Genomic DNA, 18,345 nt, shown 5'->3' with positions numbered 1-18,345 from the left:
CTTATTAAATTTTAAATAATTTTTATTTCCAATGATATTTCGCTATTTTCTAACTGGAAATTGAAGTATATTCTGTAATCTTGTTTACTATCAAGTTAGACTATTTTTTTATATAGTTAACCCTGTTTGATCATTTAAATGAAAGGTTAATATGATTAAATTAAAAATCTATCTGAGCTTAGATAAATGAAACGTTAGTATCTCCCCCCTAGAATAGTTTTATTTTGTTAAGTTTAAAATTTTAACTCATAACTGTGATAGATCCATAAATTAGTTTATATTGTCTGTATTTTTTTAGTAATGGAAATGAATAGAATACAATTTATAAAAATAAAGGGGAAGATTGTAAAAATAAGTAATGGGGATATTTATCTCTTTTTTGAGTTTAGGGTATGTAATTTGTAAAAGAATAATTGAAGTGGGGTTAGTAGGAAATTTTATATTTCTTCTTCCCTTCTTTTGATTTCTTCTATGCTTGGAGGTTCTTCTACACTTTCAGATTTACTTACACCGTTTAAGAGCACTTTTTCGCCTATGGTTTTAATTTCGCTGTAGGGTATTTCTATTTTTTTGCCCATTCCCAGTTTAGCAGAAGCCCCTCCTTCTGTAACAATCAGCGATTCAACCCTGTTGGTTTGAGGGCTCCATTCTGCATCACTTATTTCGCCTATTTTATTCCCGGCTGCATCTATAACTTCTTTACCCTTTAATTCATCTGCTATTTTCATGTTAGATCTCCTTTTTTATATATAAATCAATTAATTCGATATATTAATTATATTATAATTAGTAATACTTTAAGTTTACGGCAATATCAAAAAATCTAACTATTAATAGGGGGTAACATTGAAATTGATCTATTAATTTGCAAAATAAAAAAAATGCTAGTTTATGTAGCTTTAATATGAAAAGGTAGTTTTTACCTGATGAAATTTATAATTATTATAAAAATTGAAAAAATTAAAGTAAATTACTGGCTACATGTATCTCTGGTGAGTGATTTTTGGTAATTTTAAATTTATTTTATTCTATTAAATTTTGAAAATTATGTGCTTAGATACTTCGTTAAACTGAACTATAACGAACTAACTGTTTAACGTAGTCATTGCAAAAAATTTGTAGTACTAAATATCAATATATTATGTCAAAAAATAAACATATAAAATTTGAAAAAAATTGTGTCACCAGCAGTTGTGTGCAGTTATGAGTTCCATCTGTTTAGAAATTTTTTTATCATAAAATCAAGATGGGACTCCAGTTTATAGTTGCAACTGAGAACTAATTCCTAAAGATTTAAAATGGATTAATATTTAGATCAGGTACACTTGTAATTTTTAAGTATCCAAAAAAGGATTCCGTTAAACTATTTAATCTTTGAAATCAAATTAATAAATAATCTATAAAAAGATTTATAATATAACAATTGTTATATAATGTTAACCTAAACAATGTTTTTAAGTAATGGTGCTTTTTAACTCTTGCATTTAGGAAAAAAATTTAATTTAACAAAATCATTTGGAGGAAAAATCGATGTTACATGGAACAGAAGTTTTAAAGAAAGGATTTGCAAAAATGACCAAAGGCGGAGTCATAATGGACGTCGTCAACGCTGAACAGGCCGAAATCGCAGAAAATGCAGGTGCAGTAGCAGTAATGGCTCTAGAAAAAGTCCCAGCTGATATAAGGGCTGCAGGTGGAGTCGCCAGGATGGCAGATCCTTCAAAGGTTATTGAGATAATGGACGCAGTTTCAATACCAGTTATGGCAAAAGTTAGAATCGGCCACTTTGTTGAAGCACAGGTATTAGAATCCCTTGGTGTCGATATGATTGATGAAAGTGAAGTTCTAACACCTGCCGATGAAAAATATCATGTTGATAAAAAGAAATTTACAATTCCTTTTGTCTGCGGGGCAAGAAACCTTGGCGAAGCACTAAGAAGAATAGATGAAGGGGCTGCCATGATAAGGACAAAAGGTGAAGCAGGTACTGGTAATGTGGTTGAAGCTGTAAGACACATGAGAGTGATACAGGGAACCATAAGGGAAATCAGAAATAAAACCGAAGAAGAACTGTGGGGAATTGCAAGAGAACTTGAAGCTCCATACGAGCTTGTAAAACAGACAGCTGAACTTGGAAAATTACCAGTTGTAAACTTCGCAGCTGGTGGTGTTGCAACACCTGCAGATGCTGCACTTATGATGCAGCTTGGAGCAGACGGTGTTTTTGTTGGATCTGGAATATTTAAATCAGAAAATCCAGAATTAGTCGCAAAAGCAGTTACTGAAGCAACAGCCAATTATGAAGACGCTGAAATCATAGCTAAAGTTTCAAGAGGGCTTGGAAAAGCTATGCCTGGTCTTGAAATAAGCCAGATCCCAGAAGAAGAAAGGCTCCAGTCAAGAGGATGGTAAATAATTTTACCCTTCTTATTTTTTTAAAATTAATTTATTTAAATTCAGTTAATTTACTATCTAAATCTTATTCAATTGCTTCTTCGCCGTGTTCTTCAGTTCTAATTCTTATCACATTTTCTACAGGAGATATAAACATTTCGTCCATAATATCTTCTGTTTTAATAGGTTCTATGGCTTGAATTACATATTTAACATCTTCCCTTTTCATTACCATGCTTAGCTGTACTCTTTGGGGGATGTTTATATCATATCTGCTGGCCCTATATGTTTCTTTTGATGTGGACCCACTGTTAAGGTGACCAATTTTAGTTATAGTTATATTAGAAAATCCAAAGTCTTCTAATGCTTTTTTTACATTATCAAGTTCTATTGGATGCATTATTAACTTTAATTTGCAAATTTCCGCTTTTTCAACGTCATTATTACGTGATGGTTTAATTTTTTTAACCAGATCTTTAAAATCTGGTTTCTGTGGATCATTTTGGTGTGCTGATTTAATATCTTTGATTATATCTTTGAATTCTCTTCTGGGTTTTATATTTTCGTCGCTTGTTGATTTAGTTATATTACTGTATTCTTTTTTATGCTTTGCGTCCTGATTTACAGTATTTTCAACTAATTTAAGCAGCATTTTCAGGCCGTCATTAATCCCGATTCCTTCTATTGCAATTGAAGGTATAACCATTGCATCAGAATTAATCTTTAAATTAGAATTGTTTAAATCCTGCTTATTTGCAAATATAACATAAGGAATTTGTTTGTTACTTACAAAGTTGACTATTTCTTCATCTGTTTCGGTAGTACCTATTGAATTGTCTATAAATATTATAACTCCATCAATATCGGGGGATATTATGTCATTTATAAATTTAAATCCTTCTATACCTGGAGAACTAAAAAGATAAGTTGTATCTTCACCAATAGTTGCTTTTCCATAGTCAAATGATGAAATAGATACATTTTCATGGTTGTTTATGTGCTTCAAAGCAGTGGTTTTTCCAGAACCTGAAGCTCCTAAAATCAGGATTTTTATCATTAAAATCACCTGTAATTTAGTATTTATAATTGTATTGAGTTTTTATGAGTGGTTATGCTGTAACTGCAATTTGCTTAAATTTCATACGTTCACTACTCATTAATTTAAATAACCTTTCTAAGCCATTTTTGATTCCCTGCCCTGTTATGGCGTTTGTTGGAATAATTGGTGCATTGACATCTATATCTAATGGTTTATTATTTATATCCTGCTTATTTGCAAATATAACATAAGGAACTCTTTTTTCTTCAATGAATCGAATCAATTTCATGTTATTTTTTGTGATACTTATTGTATTATCTATAACTATAATGGCCCCATCCAGATTCTTTGATATTATGTCCTGCATAAATGCAAATCGTTTATTTCCTGGAGAACAAAAGAAGTATGCCTTTTTGTCGTTTATCAATGCTTTTCCGTAGTCTAATGCTGTAGTTTTTGTTAAATTTTCACATATGTATTCTAATGCTGTAGTTTTTCCTGAATCTGAATCTCCCAGAACTATAATTTTTTTTGCTTCCATAAAAATTCACTTCCATACCGGATCAAGGAATCCTGCTTCCGGTAGTTAAAACTATACTTGTTTTGGTATATAAACATTTTGAAAAACTCAAAAATCTAATGTTATTTCGAATCTAGAGTAATATAAATCATGTAAATTTTAAATAAAAAAATAAAAGCAAAATAAAACAATCAATAACCTAAAAAAATGGATTATAATATTAAATATTTTTTAATGGGAATTTTTTTTCTTTAAAAATTCTTCATGTTTCATTTTAGCGTTATCTATGGCTTTTTTAATGTCTTTTTCTACATTTTTAGATATGGCACCATGTCCTGGTAACAACAAATCAATTTTCATGGTATTTAATCTGGCCAGTGAATTAATATATTCCCCATAGCTTCCGGAGCTGGATATATCTGAGATAGTACCTTTAGCAAATACTGTGTCTCCGGATATTAAGATTTTTTTACGGGGTTCATAAATACATATAGATCCTGAGGTATGCCCTGGAGTATGAAATATTTTTAAAAACCAATCTCCAAGATCTATCACATTCATGTTTTCTAACCAGAAATGTACGTGATATCCTTTAGGATTATGTCCATAAGCGCGGCAAAGCAGCACTTCATCGTCTGCTGATATAATTTTGGTGGCTGCATAGCGGTGGGTTATAATTGGTACTTTGTTCTGGAGGTATCGATTAGCGCCGAAGTGATCCACGTGTTCATGGGTATTTATAACTAGATTTAAATCCCTTATGTTAGTCCCTATTTCTTTTAAATCTTTTTTTAGGATTCCATAATTTTGATTTATCCCAGAATCAACTAAAACGTTTAGTTTAGTTCCTAAAATTAGATAGGAAGTGCAACTAGGTTTGCCTGTCTTAATCATGTACAGATTGGGTATTATTTCCTCGTACATATAAATTCCGCCAAGGATTTAAATCGATATTGGCTACTTTTTACCGCTTTAATTATTCTTTTTAAAATATGGGTATGTTTTTGTAAAATTAAGGGTCTTTCTGCAGTTTTAAGATAAATAAAAAAAATTTAAAAAATATAAAAGGGGGTAAAAGTTAGGGTTTAAAACCGTTTAAATATTTAAACGGCTTTTTCTCCCCTTTCTCCAGTCCTGATCCTTACAACTTCTTCAACTGGGGATATAAAGATTTTCCCATCTCCAATGTCTCCAGTTTGCGCTGTTTTAACCAGGGTGTCAACAACTTCGTCCACTTCTTCATCTTTTACGATAATTTCAAGCCTTGTTTTTGGCAGGAGATCTATCCTGTAGTCACTGCCTCTGTAGCTTTCTGTAACACCAAGCTGTCGACCACGACCTTTCACGTCTACAACTGTTAACCCGTGGCATTCAATTGCTTCAAGTGCAGCTTTTACTTTTTCTAATTTTTCTGGTCTTATTATTGCAATTATTTCTTTCATTTAATCACATCCACTTTATTTAAATCCTGTAACCAGATTCTTCGTGTAAGTTGGTATCAAGGCCTTCGATTTCTGTTTTTTCGTCTACTCTTAGACCCATAGTTATGTCTATTAATTTACCTATGATTAATGTACCTATGAATGAGTAGGCTGCGACTATAACTATGGCTATTATCTGGGTAAGTAGCTGTCCAGGATTTCCGTAGAAAACACCAGTTCCCAGGGAATTTACGAATGGTGCTGCGAACAATCCTGTTGCAATAGCTCCCCATGTACCAGAAATACCGTGTATACCAAATACGTCTAAAGCATCGTCGTAACCAAGGCGTGGTTTTAACCAGGATACTGCGAAGTATGAGAATACTGAAGTTATAAGTCCGATAACTATTGCAGCGTCTACAGTTACAAAACCTGCTGCTGGAGTTATAGCTACTAAACCAGCTACGGCACCGGAAACAGCACCGAGAATGGTTGGTTTTCCTGTTTTTATTATGTCTATTGCTACCCATGAGATCATTGCTGCTGCAGTAGCAGTGTTGGTTGCGAGGAATGCAGATCCTGCCAGACCACCTGCTGTTAATGCTGATCCTGCGTTAAATCCAAACCAACCGAACCAGAGAAGTGCGGCACCAATTACGGAGTAACCTAAGTGGTGAGGTAGTAATGCAATGTCTTTCCTTTTTCCAAGGAGAAGTGCTAAAGCTAAACCAGCAACCCCTGAATTTATGTGTACAACTGTACCTCCTGCAAAGTCAAGAGCACCTAGCTGTGCAAGGAACCCTCCACCCCATACCCAGTGGGCAATTGGGACGTATATTAATGATACCCAGATTACTGAGAAGACTATCCATGATGATGCTTTCATTCTTCCAACGACAGCACCAGATATAAGCGCTACTGTAATAGCTGCAAATGTCATCTGGAACGCTGCGTAAACTGTGGTAGGTATGGTTGGTGCAAGTGCTGCAAGGTCATCTACGCCTATTCCGCTGAACAGGAGATTTGCCGGAGCACCAATTAATCCCCAAGGATCCACACTTGCATTAAATGCGAGTGGGAATGCGTATAAAATCCATATTACGCTTGTAATTGCAAAAGCTATAAGTGACATAAATATGGTATTTAAAACGTTTTCTCGTTTAGACATACCACCATAAAATAATGCTACGCCTGGAACGGTCATGAGCATTACCAAAGCTGTGGATACGAGCATCCATGCTGTATCTCCACTATCAAGAACCATATATTTTTTCCTCCATATTATTGTTTATTTTGTATTAAATTGCAAGTTGAGAGTTTTTTTTTTAAATGTAATGTATATAATCGCTTTTTTGATATTTAAAAGCCCTTTCTTTTAATTTAAGTTCAATCAATTTTTGCACCAGATATGCGTTTTATAATTTCACACCCCCCATCCTATGTTAAGTCTACATTCGGATGTCGGAAACCTCCTTCCGATAGTAAAACTTACTACTTAATCGTATATAAAAGTTTCGACTGTCATGATTAATCATCGTTTTTTTAATACAAATTAACCAATTTGACTTAGAAAAATATGGTTTAAATACATACCTTTTTCCTAAATTAAATAGATTAGTGACCTTTTTGTTATAATAATCTAATTTACACAATATGTGGGTTATAATGTGTATTATATCATGACAAGTTTGTTTTAAATTACTATTTTCCTTTTAATTCTAAATTACGTGGGCTGTTACCTTATTTTATTTCCTTTTCTTTCATGCCGGAATAAGGAAACATGCTTCCGGTTTACTATTAAATTTTAGAATATATAAATGTTTCTAGAAATTAAGTAATTACTATATTAAAGCTGGAATTTTCTTTAATTAATTCAGAAAGTTATTAAATAGTTTAAAAAAATAATGAATTTTGGCTCCATCCAGATTTCTGCATGTGTCCTGATGGAATACCTTCTGCACTTAAGGTTATAGAAATACATACAAAAAAATAAAAAATACTCAAACACACTTAGTGTTTGAGATCAAATATGGATCGAGCAAGTTAAATTGCTTTGTCTCCTCTTTCTCCAGTTCTGATTCTTATAACCTCTTCAACTGATGATATGAATATTTTTCCGTCTCCAATATCTCCAGTTTTAGCTGTTTCTATTATGGTCTGGACTATACTTTCAACGTCTGTTTCTCGAGTGACTATTTCAATTTCAGTCTTTGGGAGAATATCTATTCTGTAATCCCGACCTCTGTAGTTTTCTGTAACTCCAAGCTGTCGACCACGACCTTTTACGTCCCTTACAGTCATCCCATGGCATCCAATCTTCTCAAGAGCATTTTTCACAGCTTCCAGTTTATCAGGTCTTATGATGGCTAGTATCTTTTTCATTTTTCACAACTCACTACTTCTATTTCCAGTATATTTCCATTATTTAGGTATTTGCCCATTTATATGTACCTAAGATAATCTGTAGCCGGATTCCTCATGAAGGTTAACATCAAGACCCTGTACCTCATGTTCATCTGTAACTCTAAGTCCGATGATTTTGTCGATTATTTTAGCAATAACAACAGTGAGTACAAATGAATAAACTGCAACAACTGCAATAGCTAAAAGTTGGACTCCTAGTAAATTGAAATTTCCAAAGAGAATACCTCCGGTGGTAACGTTGTTTATAAGAGGATTTGCGAATATACCAATTGCAACGGCACCAGTGATACCGCATATTCCATGAATACCAAATACATCTAAAGCATCGTCGTAGCCGAGGCGTGGTTTTAACCAGGATACTGCGTTGTATGCAAATATTGATGCAAAGAAACCGATTATTATTGCTGCTGTAACATTTACATATCCTGCTGCAGGTGTTATAGATGCTAGTCCTGCAATTGCACCTGATAATGCGCCAAGTAAAGTAGGTTTTCCTGTTTTTAGTTTATCCATAAGCATCCATGCAATCATACCTACTGCAGCAGAGGTATTGGTTACAATCATGGCCGAAACTGCCAAGTTCCCTGCAGATAATGCTGATCCTGCGTTAAATCCGAACCATCCGAACCATAGTAGTCCTGCACCCATTACGGAATATCCTAAGTGATGAGGAAGTAATCTTATATCTTTTCTTGCCCCAAGGACGAGAACAAGTGCAAGAGCAGCTATACCGCTGGTTAAGTGTACAACTATACCTCCTGCAAAGTCAAGAGCACCTAGCTGTGCAAGGAATCCGCCTCCCCACATCCAGTGAGCTACAGGCACATAAACAAGTGTAAGCCATACTGGTACAAATGCAAGCCATGCTGAAAATTTCATTCTTTCAACTACAGCACCGGATATAAGTGCCACTGTAATAGCCGCAAATGTCATTTGGAATATTGCATAAAGGCCTGTGGGTATAGTAGGGGCTAAGGTTGCAAGAGATTTTGATTCAAGTACTCCATTGAATACAGGGTTTGTAATGCTGCCTATTACTCCCCACATATCAGCACCAAATGTTAGATCGTAACCGTAAATAAACCATAGAACGCTTACTATTGCAAAGGTAACAAAAGAAAGTAGCATAGTGTTTAAAACATTTTCTTTCCTGATTAAACCTCCGTAGAATAGGGCTACACCAGGAATCGTCATTAGAATTACGAGTGCAGTGGATATTAACATCCACGCTGTATCACCACTATCAAGAATCATACAATTTTTCCTCCAATTATTCTATTCTGATTTTATAGATGTAAAATGCATTGAATTTGAAATTTATACATTTCATTCACCGGAAACGTGTTTCCGTATTCCGACGGAAGGGGGGTGTAGGAAACCGATTTCCGATGTTAAAACTCTTACAGCATCATATATAACTTTTGTGGTAATATTTGATCAGGTATCTTAAAAATAGCTCTTAAGAGTGTAGATCAATAGTATAAAAATTTAGGAAAAAAATATGTATAAAACGTTTTCAAAAAAAGTTTAACTCTAATTCAAAAATTAAAGAAAAAATGGAAGATTCCTGTTAATATTTAACAGGAGCCTCTAATCCGGCCATTTTAACGCCGGTTAAAAGTGATGATTCAACAGTTAGTGCCCTTAAATCATCTTTTTCAAGTTTCTGCAGGTCAGTGTTTCCTGCCTGTTGAGTCAACATACAAGCTTCTTCAGTCATGGCTTCTATGTATCTTGCAACCTGTTTACCGCCTTCTACGTAATCTAAACGTCTTCTAAGCTGAGGATTTTGGGTTGCAATTCCTTTTCTACATGTTCCTGTGTAACATGTCTGGCAAACTCTGCATCCAAGTGAAACTAAAGCAGATGTCGCTATATAAACTGCATCAGCGCCTAAAGCAATGGCCTTTGCAACGTCAGCACCATTTCTGATACCTCCGCCAGCTACAAGGCTCACTTCTTTACGCAGATTTACGTGTTTTAAGGCTTCATCAGCTTCTACAATTGCTGCTATGGTTGGAACACCTGAATGCTCTGTGACCACTTCGGGTCCTGCACCAGTTCCTCCCTGCATACCGTCTACAACAATTATATCAGCACCTGCTTTTGCTGCAATTTTAACGTCGTCGCTGACTCTACCTGAAGTGAATTTAACGATTATAGGCACTTTCCAGTCTGTTATTTCCCTTAACTGGTCTATTTTCATGCTCAGATCTTCAGGACCTACAATATCCATGTGTCTTGCTGGGCTTAAAGCGTCAGTTCCCACTGGGATTTTCCTTATCATTGAAACGTCTGCTGTTACTTTTTCACCTAAAAGGTGTCCTCCCATACCTGATTTTGCACCTTGGCCTATTTTGATTTCCACTGCTTCTGAATTGTTCAGGTAATCTGCAGACACACCAAATCTTCCTGATGCGTATTGTGCTATGAGTTTTGATGCGTATTTCCTTTCTTCTGGAAGCATTCCACCTTCACCGGTGTTTGTTGCAGTACCTGCAAGTGTTGCACCCATTGCAAGTGCTATTTTTGCTTCTTTACTTAATGCACCGAATGACATTGCAGCAATCATTATTGGAGTGTCAATTTCAATTGGGTTTTCTGCATATCGGGATCCTAGAGTTACTTTTGTGTTACATGGTTCCCTGTACTTGTCAATAGGAGGTCTTGAAACTTGAGCGGGTACAATTACAAGGTCATCGAAGGTTGGAATAACACGTGTTGCTCCACAACCTCTTACCTTGTATGAACCTTCCGTTGATTTCCTGTTAATTTCTACAAGGTCTGCAAATGACCAGACATTTCTCCTATCTTCTGGGACTGCAATTACTTCAATTGCATTATTTGGACACATTTCTTCACAGATTCTGCATCCAACACAGTTTTCATGATGTATAGGATAAGATTCATCATCAATTATCTCATAAACTCCATGAGGACAGTTATTAAAACATGAATAACAGTTTTTGCAGAGTTCTTCATTTCTGTTGTCGCACATGTACCAGCAGCAACCAGGTCGGTCGAAGTTTCTTCTGCAAAGTTCTTTGTTTTTTTCTACCTTGAATGGCATTTAACTTCCCCCCTCTTTAGATTCTTTAAGTGGTTTAAAAATTGGGCAGGCTGAGTATTTAGTTCCTGAAGCCTTAAGAACTTCTGCAATATTATCTGTAATCTTAGCTTCGGGTTTCCATGGTTCAATACTGCTTTTATCAACAATCATGGCACTATCAACCATATTGCTGGATAATGCATAGGTTAAGAGAGCTGTTGCAACTCCTCCGTCCTGACCTTTTACCATAGGGGCTTTTACAGATACTATTTTGATGTAATCTCCAAATGGCTTGTTATCGGCTTCTTTGCTTAATATTTCATCTGGAATATATGTCCTAGGACATGCAACATAACATGCGTTGCATCCTTCAACACATTTACCTACAAGTTCAGGTTTCCTGTCTTTTATTGCAACGGCTTCTTCAGGACATGCGTAAACACATGCTCCGCAGAGGACACATGCACCTATATCTACTACGTCTCCTTTTAAGTCCTGGAAAGTGCAGTTTGAAACCTCATTTTCATATTCGTCTCCAAATATTTCCCTTCTGTATAATACAGGTCTTCCAACTCTTTCCCTTTTTTTAATTTCTTCCTTGCTTTCACTTTTTTTCTTTTTTGCAAGTTTTTCCATTATTTTAAGTCCAGAATCTGCAATTGGTTTTGTTTGTATATAATTGTCTTTTTCTGCAGCTTCTATGAGTTTTAATCCTTTTTCAGTCCTTATTATAACTGTGGACCATCCTTCCGGAGAGCCTACAGAACCTACTGATACATCTGAAAGTTCTGATGTGAAGTCCGTACATACTGTACAGTTTTTACGGACGCATTTTTTTGCCTTGCTTAAAGGAATTTTCACAGTCCTGTCTTCTGTTAAAAAGAACCATACATGTCCTTTTTCAACTCTGCATTCTAAAACATCCTTCATATCTGCATCGTATTCTTTAAGCATTTCCTTCATGTATGAATAAGAGAAATTCTCCATACAGAAAAGTCCAATTTTAATATCTACTGGGAATTCTTCATTAAGGAGTTTGTCCATTTTAGTTGCTGCGACCATTTGGCATGGTGTCCCAACCATCGCGACTTTTTGTTCTTGTGTAATAGTATCGCCCCCTTATCCTTCCTCTGTATCTTTACCATAGAAAGGTCGTTTACTTCGTGGAACTATTTTTCTGAACTCATCGTATTTTCCTTCTTCTAGTTCAAATCCGTAAGCAGGTAAGAGTTCTTTAAGTTCTTTTTTATCTTCATCGTCAATTTCTTCAATTTTGGCATTTTTACCAAGGCTTTTTATATCTCCAAGAACGTATATGGTTCCTCTTATTATGGATTCACCCGCGTCATCTGAAATATTTCCAAGCACGATTATACGTCCTCCCATCATGAAAAGCCCGCTCATAAATCCAGAATTTCCACCAACTATTATGGTACCATTCTTCATTATTTCTCCAGTTCTGGAACCTACATTCCTTCGTACAACAACAGTACCGTCGTATATGCCCTGTCCAACGCCGTCTCCAGCTGCCCCATCTATTATGACTTCTCCACCAGTCATATTATCTGCTGGGAACCATCCTGCATTTTCAGTTATGTGTACTTTAGCTCCATCTATCATGGTACCTGCAAAGTAACCTGCGGAACCTTCAATTACAACTTCCACTGGATCTGTAAGCCCTGCAAGCATATAATGCATAGCATTTGGATTTTTTATAATGATTTTATCGTGTTCTTTGGCAGCTTTTTTAATGGCACGATTTATTTCCCTTGGTTCTTTTGAATTAGCATCAATTACTATTTCACTCATGAAATCACCTAAACCTGTTAAATTGTATATGCCCTTGTTTCCCCTGGTGATATTTGGTCTATATCGTGTGTATCCATTACTGCACGAAGAGAAACCTCTTCAGAGGCTATGGCGAACACTTCATCATTTTCAGCAAGAACACCAGGTCTGAGTCCTAATTGATCTTTGGCTATTCCAACACCATTTGGTGTTCCAACGATGTATGAGAATGGGCCATCCATATCTTTCACTGATTGTTCTAAGGCTTCCTCAAGTTTGTAGCCTTCGTGTAATTTATCAGCTATGTAATGCACAATACATTCTGTATCGTTATTTGTCTCGAATATATGTCCTTTCCTTTCTAAAGGATCCCTTATTTTCCAGTAATTAGTAATTTGACCATTGTGAACCACAGTTATATCTGCTGTAATATAACTCTGGAATGGGTGTGCATGGTAACGGTCAACTATACTTTCGGTGGAAAACCTTGTATGACCTATTGCATGGGTTCCCATTTTTGAATAAGTATCATATCTATCTGCAATTTCTTTTACAGATCCTACATCCTTTATCATTTCAAATGAATGACTTCCATTAAGTACAATTACATCTTCTAACTTATCCACGTCCATGATGAGTGGTTTAAGTTCCTCAAATGAATTAAGGGCTATTTTACATCTGTAAATGTTGTAGTTTTCCACGGATGGAATTATTTCTTCTGTTTCGATCTGTGTAACTGTGTTTACTGCTTCTTTAACTTGATCTAAAAGACCCGGTTTTTCTTTTACCTCAATATTTAGCAGATATTCGTTTTCTGCTAGACCAAGGCCTCCATATATGGAAAAACCTGCAGAATCTGGGCCTCTGTGTTGTAGGGCATCAAGCATTCTGGTCATGATTTCTCCTACGGGGTGAAGTTTTTTGTCTTTAAATACGACTCCGGCTATTCCGCACAATTTAATACCTCCTTTATGAAGTACTCGTGGATTCGTGTATCGCCTGTAAGCTCTGGATGGAATGCTGTGGCAATATGTTTTCCACTTTTTACTGCAACAATTCTTTCATTATACTTTGAGAGTATATCTACATTTTCCCCTACTTTTTCAATGTAGGGAGCTCTTATAAAAATGCCTTTGAATTTTTTACCAAAAATTTCAATATCATCTTCAAATGAAACTTTCTGCCGTCCAAATGCATTTCTTTTAACTTCCATGTCAATTAATCCAAGCAAAGGTTGCTCATAATCGGTTTTTTTTGCAAGGAGAACCATCCCGGCACATGTTCCCATTACAGGTATATTTTGATCTACTATTACTTTTTTAATACCTGTTTCTTCCATTAAGTTCCCGATAACAGTGCTTTCTCCACCTGAGATTATTATACCATCACACTTTGAAACTTCCGCACTGGTTTTTACCTTAAAAACATTTACATTTTTGCCTATGTCGCATGCAGTTTTTTTCATGGCTTCAAAATGTTCAGAAACATCTCCTTGTAAATTTAAAATACCAATTGTAGTCATATTTGTTTCCTCTGTTTGTTAGACTCTTTGTAGTTACTATAAGCTGATACTATTTTAAAATAATATTATATAAATTTACCGGAAACTATTTTCCGAAAATGACATATTTCTGAAAAGATGGTTCATATTCTTATTTTTTTTATACAATGTTCAAAATTTAGGTAGTGATGAATGGTATAATTGAACACTTATATAAAGTTTTGTGATATGAATATGCTAAAAAATAGAAATGGCATTCTATCATATTCCAATAAATTAATATATAACAGATTAATATTTCAAATATATCTCATAATCATTATTGCAAATCATAGTAGATGAATCCCTAAAAAAATCTACAAATTATTGATGGATTTGCATCAAGAACTAAAGTTTTAAAATTAATTCAAGGAGAAACCATAATGCAAAAATTAACCATTGGGTTGGTATTGATAATATTCATCTTACTGGGTGTTGTGGGATACATTTTCGCATCTCAAAATACACAGATAATTCCTAATATTACATTGTCAAATAATTCAACAAATGGCTCAGACTATTCTAGTGGTTCTGATTCGTCTTATTCAAAAAGTAAATCCACTAACTTAAGTAGTACAAAACATGTAACTACAAATACTACAAATAAGTCTGGTTCAAGTAATAGCTCAAATACTAATCATACTAAACCTACAAAACCTATAACTGGAAATGATACCAAATAGCTCCACTATCTTTTTATTTTTATATAAAATTAGATTTAATTTTGTGGATTAAATGCATTTGAATACTAAAAAAAGATTATTTAAATTAGTATATAAACAAAAAAGAGTAGTATTATGGATATTCTGAATTTAAATTTAAATTTTCCATAATCTTTTTTGTATCTTTTTTAACCATTTCTGCAGCTTCTATAAAACTATCTCGTTCTTCTTCACTCATCTTTATTGGCAATATACCTTCTATACCATCTATTCCAAGTTTAACTGGTACTCCAAGGCAAACATCATCTATTCCCTCTATTTCTCCTTCGAGATATGCGCTGACTGTTAATATTTTCCTTTCGTCGTTTAAAATTGTGGTTACGATGTTGGAAATAGCAAATGCAGGCCCGTATTCTGTTGCACCCTTTTTACTGATTATATTATTGCCTGCATTTTTTACAGTTTCAATTGTTTTTTTAATATCAAATGGTTTGTAACCTGTGAAGTAATCCCACGCAGAATAATATTCAATTGGAATACCCCCAATGGATGTTGAACTTATAAGAGGGACCATATGCGGGCCGTGCTGGCCGATTATCCTGGTATGTATTTCACTTACATGCACGTGGAAGTGTTTTGCCATATAGTTTTTAAATCTCAAGGAATCCAGGTGATTTCCAAGGCCAAAGACTTTATTTTTACTAAATCCTGATGCTTTTAAAGCTACATAAGTCATAACATCTACTGGATTAGTTATGACAAGTATTATTGAATCTGGAGCAATTTCTGCAATTTTTCTTGCATAATCTGCAACTATTTCTGCATTAAGAGAGCCTAAATCTGCTCTTTCCATTCCTGGCCTTCTTGAAGCCCCTGCAGTTAAAACAACTACATCTGAACCTTCAATACTGTTAAGATCAGAAGAAGTTTTTATAGAAACATATACTCCCTTTGCAGCAAGCGCATCATAAATATCTAATGATTCTCCTTTTATTTTATCAACGCTTTCTTCTCTAGCTATAAGCACTAATTTATTAACTGAGTTTTCCTCAGCCAGACAGAATGCTGCAGCCCTGCCTACTCTTCCTGTTGCGCCGATTATACTAACTTTCAATATAACACCTTCAAATTATTAGATTAAAAAAAGTAATTAAACAATACTTCAAAGTCCAACTTTATGCTTGAATACTATATGTAACGATGATTATTAAAAGTAATTATTATTTTTTATAAATTGATGAATATTGTAGTTGTATCTCAAATTTGATGGACGATTTTTTATTTAAATCAAGTAAATATAAACCAATTGTTTAATTAGACTTATTTGATTTAAAAAGTGATAATAAAAGATGGTATATTTTTTATTCCAGTCTTTTTAAGGACACTTTTGCTACTTTACGAACAAAAGTACTTTTATCATCTGTAATTTTATTTAGGGGCTCAATGGCTTGTTTATCTCCTAATTGTCCGAGGGCCCATGCTGTCCCGCTTCTAACAAAACCACTTTCATCATCTAATGCTTGTATAAGGGGTTCAACAGCTTTTTTATTTCCAATTTTTCCAAGAGCCCATGCTGCTCCTCCCCTAACACGCCAGTTAGGGTGATTTAAAGCATCAACGAGGGGGTCCACGGCTGCATCTCCCATATTTCCTAGTGAACCTGATACCTGACGCCTAACCCATTTATTTTCATCATTAAGAGTTTTTATAAGGGGATTTATGGCTTTTTCATCTTTGATTTCTCCAAGGGCGAGGGCAGCTCCTCTTCTAACATTTCTATCTTCATCTTCCAGAGCTTGAATAAGTTCATCTACAGCAGGTTCTCCAATTTCTTCAAGAAGTTCTGAGGTTTGACGACGAACATGGTCATCATTATCCTTAAAATTTTGGATTAATCTTTTAATATTTTCTTCCTTTTCCATTTTATACACCTGTTTGATATTCATAACCTACAGATTATAATTTAATATAACTGCAATTTTAGAACAAATATTGGCATTTGGATGGTTTTTATATATTATTTGTCTTTCATTTGGAATATATTTAATGGAATGAGTTGTATTAAAAATTTATTTTTATAAAATAGTTAAGTAGTATCCTCTTATAACATTTTAGAAATTAATAGCTAAAAAGATAAATTATAAGACTAAATCAAAAATAATATGAAATTAAAGGAATTAATTAGTTTAATTAGGTAGTAGCAGTGTTGCTATATTTGTTATCTAAACATATATCTTCGCTGTATAATGTATTTATAATATTTATTGCAGCTGATTTTCCTTCGATATCTTTTAATTCTTCAAGAATATTCATCGCTTCTTTAAATATACTGTATATTTTATCTTCTTTACCTAATACATAGTATGTTATCCCCAAAAAAAGAAGGGAAAATGCCTTTCCTTCATTATCTCCCATTTCATAAAATAGATTAAATGAATCTTTAAAATTTTGCATAGCACTGTATGTTTTTTCCTCTTTAAGGAAAAAATTACCCATTATTAAAAATAGTACTGCTTCTTTTTCATGTTCTAGGTCTTTATGTGCCTCAATAAGGGATTTTCTAATATAACTTATTTCATATCTATTTTCCAGGTATTCTTTAACTGCGTATCTTTTTTTAATTATACCCATAAGATTTTCTATTTTAGGAGCTATTTTTTCATAGTTAAGTTTACATGTGTATGTTTCTTTTATACACTCCTCTTCTTCAGGAGTATTATCAATGAATTCTTCATCTACATCCTCATAATTAGACTCTTCTTCCATCTTGGCATTTATTTTATCTTCACTTGCAAGCTCTATAGCTTCTTTTATATTTTCTACTTCTTTTATTTTCTCAAACATCTCATTTTTCATGGGTGATTTTATTGAGGCATACCTTCTAAATGATCTCTGGTACTCTGTTAAAGCTTTATCTATCTCCCTTTTACTAAGATAAACATCTCCTATTATGTCTGATACGAAAGCTTCGGCTTCTTTTTCATCAAGATTAAAATATATTCGACGAGCATTTTCAAGATACTGTAGTGATTTGTCAAAGTTTTCATTCTCGAAACATAATACTCCCATATCAATTAAAATGGTGGCTTCGTTTTCTTGATATCCTTTAAGCTTTTTTTGGTAGTTTCTAAATGATCCTTTTTCCTTAACTTTGGCAATGCTTCCAATGGATTGGAATATGTCCCACATTATATCACACCTTGTTTAATTTACCCTCATTTTTGATGTAAATATTCTAGTTAAAGTATTATGCGCAAAGGATGGTTTTAAGTAGGTTATTATATGCTAGTTAACATTAATATAATTTTGCACAAAGTTTCTTTATAATCTCTGTAAAATAATTGCTAAAAGTAATTAATAATATGAACAATTGATTAATTGTCCTTATTATATGGAATCACATGTTTAATTATCCCTTATTTTTAAAATAATAATTTAATTATTTAAATAGAATAACTTATCTGATCTAAAATAGTCTTTATCTACAATAATGTGACATATTTCACAA

The 18,345-nt window shown here is 34.0% G+C and carries 18 protein-coding genes; 2 read left to right on the top strand and 16 right to left on the bottom strand.

Annotation, left to right across the window (positions count from 1 at the left end; translation table 11 throughout):
* Positions 1-437: 437 nt before the first annotated feature.
* Positions 438-728 (bottom strand): PRC-barrel domain-containing protein, encoded by a 291-nt coding sequence (locus AAGU07_RS05770; RefSeq protein ID WP_342458191.1) that lies wholly within the window; start codon positions 726-728, stop codon positions 438-440.
* A gap of 802 nt (positions 729-1,530) precedes the next feature.
* Between AAGU07_RS05770 and pdxS the strand changes: the two genes are divergently transcribed.
* Positions 1,531-2,412 carry a pyridoxal 5'-phosphate synthase lyase subunit PdxS gene (gene pdxS, locus AAGU07_RS05765; protein ID WP_342458190.1) on the top strand — a complete coding sequence of 294 codons (882 nt, stop codon included), beginning with the start codon at positions 1,531-1,533 and terminating at the stop codon, positions 2,410-2,412.
* Positions 2,413-2,479: 67 nt separating this feature from the next.
* Here pdxS and AAGU07_RS05760 read toward each other — a convergent pair whose 3' ends face one another.
* From AAGU07_RS05760 to pdxT, 12 genes are all read right to left on the bottom strand, one after another.
* Complete coding sequence (locus tag AAGU07_RS05760) at positions 2,480-3,451, bottom strand: P-II family nitrogen regulator (RefSeq protein ID WP_342458189.1); 972 nt, start codon at positions 3,449-3,451, stop codon at positions 2,480-2,482.
* 52 nt (positions 3,452-3,503) lie between these two features.
* Positions 3,504-3,974: a GTPase gene (locus AAGU07_RS05755; RefSeq protein WP_342458188.1), complete on the bottom strand. Its 471-nt coding sequence runs from the start codon at positions 3,972-3,974 to the stop codon at positions 3,504-3,506.
* Positions 3,975-4,184: 210 nt separating this feature from the next.
* Positions 4,185-4,877, bottom strand: coding sequence for an MBL fold metallo-hydrolase (locus AAGU07_RS05750; RefSeq protein WP_342458187.1), 693 nt, complete (start codon positions 4,875-4,877; stop codon positions 4,185-4,187).
* Positions 4,878-5,056: 179 nt separating this feature from the next.
* Entirely contained in the window at positions 5,057-5,395 is a 339-nt protein-coding gene (locus AAGU07_RS05745; protein ID WP_069584427.1) for a P-II family nitrogen regulator, read from the bottom strand.
* 19 nt (positions 5,396-5,414) lie between these two features.
* A complete protein-coding gene (locus AAGU07_RS05740) occupies positions 5,415-6,638 on the bottom strand; it encodes an ammonium transporter (RefSeq protein ID WP_048080265.1) in 1,224 nt (407 codons plus the stop codon).
* Positions 6,639-7,417: 779 nt separating this feature from the next.
* Positions 7,418-7,756 (bottom strand): P-II family nitrogen regulator, encoded by a 339-nt coding sequence (locus AAGU07_RS05735; RefSeq protein ID WP_342458186.1) that lies wholly within the window; start codon positions 7,754-7,756, stop codon positions 7,418-7,420.
* A 69-nt stretch (positions 7,757-7,825) separates the two neighbouring features.
* Positions 7,826-9,052 (bottom strand): ammonium transporter, encoded by a 1,227-nt coding sequence (locus AAGU07_RS05730; protein WP_342458185.1) that lies wholly within the window; start codon positions 9,050-9,052, stop codon positions 7,826-7,828.
* Positions 9,053-9,368: 316 nt separating this feature from the next.
* Positions 9,369-10,868 (bottom strand): glutamate synthase-related protein, encoded by a 1,500-nt coding sequence (locus AAGU07_RS05725; RefSeq protein ID WP_342458184.1) that lies wholly within the window; start codon positions 10,866-10,868, stop codon positions 9,369-9,371.
* Positions 10,869-11,930 carry a Coenzyme F420 hydrogenase/dehydrogenase, beta subunit C-terminal domain gene (locus tag AAGU07_RS05720; RefSeq protein WP_342458183.1) on the bottom strand — a complete coding sequence of 354 codons (1,062 nt, stop codon included), beginning with the start codon at positions 11,928-11,930 and terminating at the stop codon, positions 10,869-10,871.
* A 36-nt stretch (positions 11,931-11,966) separates the two neighbouring features.
* The gene (locus AAGU07_RS05715; protein ID WP_342458182.1) at positions 11,967-12,656 is read right to left on the bottom strand and encodes a GXGXG domain-containing protein; all 690 of its coding nucleotides are present in this window, start codon (positions 12,654-12,656) and stop codon (positions 11,967-11,969) included.
* 17 nt (positions 12,657-12,673) lie between these two features.
* Positions 12,674-13,591 (bottom strand): glutamine amidotransferase, encoded by a 918-nt coding sequence (locus tag AAGU07_RS05710; RefSeq protein WP_048080259.1) that lies wholly within the window; start codon positions 13,589-13,591, stop codon positions 12,674-12,676.
* Positions 13,579-14,157: a pyridoxal 5'-phosphate synthase glutaminase subunit PdxT gene (pdxT, locus tag AAGU07_RS05705; protein ID WP_342458181.1), complete on the bottom strand. Its 579-nt coding sequence runs from the start codon at positions 14,155-14,157 to the stop codon at positions 13,579-13,581. The genes AAGU07_RS05710 and pdxT overlap by 13 nt, the downstream gene beginning before the upstream one ends.
* Positions 14,158-14,558: 401 nt before the next feature.
* Between pdxT and AAGU07_RS05700 the strand changes: the two genes are divergently transcribed.
* Complete coding sequence (locus tag AAGU07_RS05700; RefSeq protein ID WP_342458180.1) at positions 14,559-14,858, top strand: hypothetical protein; 300 nt, start codon at positions 14,559-14,561, stop codon at positions 14,856-14,858.
* A gap of 112 nt (positions 14,859-14,970) precedes the next feature.
* Here the strand turns inward: AAGU07_RS05700 and AAGU07_RS05695 are convergent, their stop codons facing one another.
* The 3 genes from AAGU07_RS05695 to AAGU07_RS05685 all read right to left on the bottom strand — a co-directional run bounded on the left by AAGU07_RS05695 (position 14,971) and on the right by AAGU07_RS05685 (position 18,026).
* The gene (locus tag AAGU07_RS05695; protein WP_342458179.1) at positions 14,971-15,951 is read right to left on the bottom strand and encodes a malate dehydrogenase; all 981 of its coding nucleotides are present in this window, start codon (positions 15,949-15,951) and stop codon (positions 14,971-14,973) included.
* Between the two features lie 247 nt (positions 15,952-16,198).
* Positions 16,199-16,759 carry a HEAT repeat domain-containing protein gene (locus AAGU07_RS05690; RefSeq protein ID WP_342458178.1) on the bottom strand — a complete coding sequence of 187 codons (561 nt, stop codon included), beginning with the start codon at positions 16,757-16,759 and terminating at the stop codon, positions 16,199-16,201.
* Positions 16,760-17,027: 268 nt separating this feature from the next.
* Entirely contained in the window at positions 17,028-18,026 is a 999-nt protein-coding gene (locus AAGU07_RS05685) for a tetratricopeptide repeat protein (RefSeq protein WP_342458177.1), read from the bottom strand.
* Positions 18,027-18,345: the final 319 nt, after the last annotated feature.

This window comes from Methanobacterium sp., assembly GCF_038562635.1.
Taxonomy (GTDB): domain Archaea; phylum Methanobacteriota; class Methanobacteria; order Methanobacteriales; family Methanobacteriaceae; genus Methanobacterium_D.
The sequence above is the reverse complement of the archived record's forward strand: the minus strand, read 5'-3'. Positions and strand labels throughout refer to the sequence as shown.

Bases quoted from the DNA above. Each gene is read 5' to 3' on its own strand.
- AAGU07_RS05770 (WP_342458191.1), bottom strand. From the start codon at position 728: ATGAAAATAGCAGATGAATTAAAGGGTAAAGAAGTTATAGATGCAGCC.
- pdxS (WP_342458190.1), top strand. From the start codon at position 1,531: ATGTTACATGGAACAGAAGTTTTAAAGAAAGGATTTGCAAAAATGACC.
- AAGU07_RS05760 (WP_342458189.1), bottom strand. From the start codon at position 3,451: ATGATAAAAATCCTGATTTTAGGAGCTTCAGGTTCTGGAAAAACCACT.
- AAGU07_RS05755 (WP_342458188.1), bottom strand. From the start codon at position 3,974: ATGGAAGCAAAAAAAATTATAGTTCTGGGAGATTCAGATTCAGGAAAA.
- AAGU07_RS05750 (WP_342458187.1), bottom strand. From the start codon at position 4,877: ATGTACGAGGAAATAATACCCAATCTGTACATGATTAAGACAGGCAAA.
- AAGU07_RS05745 (WP_069584427.1), bottom strand. From the start codon at position 5,395: ATGAAAGAAATAATTGCAATAATAAGACCAGAAAAATTAGAAAAAGTA.
- AAGU07_RS05740 (WP_048080265.1), bottom strand. From the start codon at position 6,638: ATGGTTCTTGATAGTGGAGATACAGCATGGATGCTCGTATCCACAGCT.
- AAGU07_RS05735 (WP_342458186.1), bottom strand. From the start codon at position 7,756: ATGAAAAAGATACTAGCCATCATAAGACCTGATAAACTGGAAGCTGTG.
- AAGU07_RS05730 (WP_342458185.1), bottom strand. From the start codon at position 9,052: ATGATTCTTGATAGTGGTGATACAGCGTGGATGTTAATATCCACTGCA.
- AAGU07_RS05725 (WP_342458184.1), bottom strand. From the start codon at position 10,868: ATGCCATTCAAGGTAGAAAAAAACAAAGAACTTTGCAGAAGAAACTTC.
- AAGU07_RS05720 (WP_342458183.1), bottom strand. From the start codon at position 11,930: ATGGTTGGGACACCATGCCAAATGGTCGCAGCAACTAAAATGGACAAA.
- AAGU07_RS05715 (WP_342458182.1), bottom strand. From the start codon at position 12,656: ATGAGTGAAATAGTAATTGATGCTAATTCAAAAGAACCAAGGGAAATA.
- pdxT (WP_342458181.1), bottom strand. From the start codon at position 14,157: ATGACTACAATTGGTATTTTAAATTTACAAGGAGATGTTTCTGAACAT.
- AAGU07_RS05700 (WP_342458180.1), top strand. From the start codon at position 14,559: ATGCAAAAATTAACCATTGGGTTGGTATTGATAATATTCATCTTACTG.
- AAGU07_RS05690 (WP_342458178.1), bottom strand. From the start codon at position 16,759: ATGGAAAAGGAAGAAAATATTAAAAGATTAATCCAAAATTTTAAGGAT.
- AAGU07_RS05685 (WP_342458177.1), bottom strand. From the start codon at position 18,026: ATGTGGGACATATTCCAATCCATTGGAAGCATTGCCAAAGTTAAGGAA.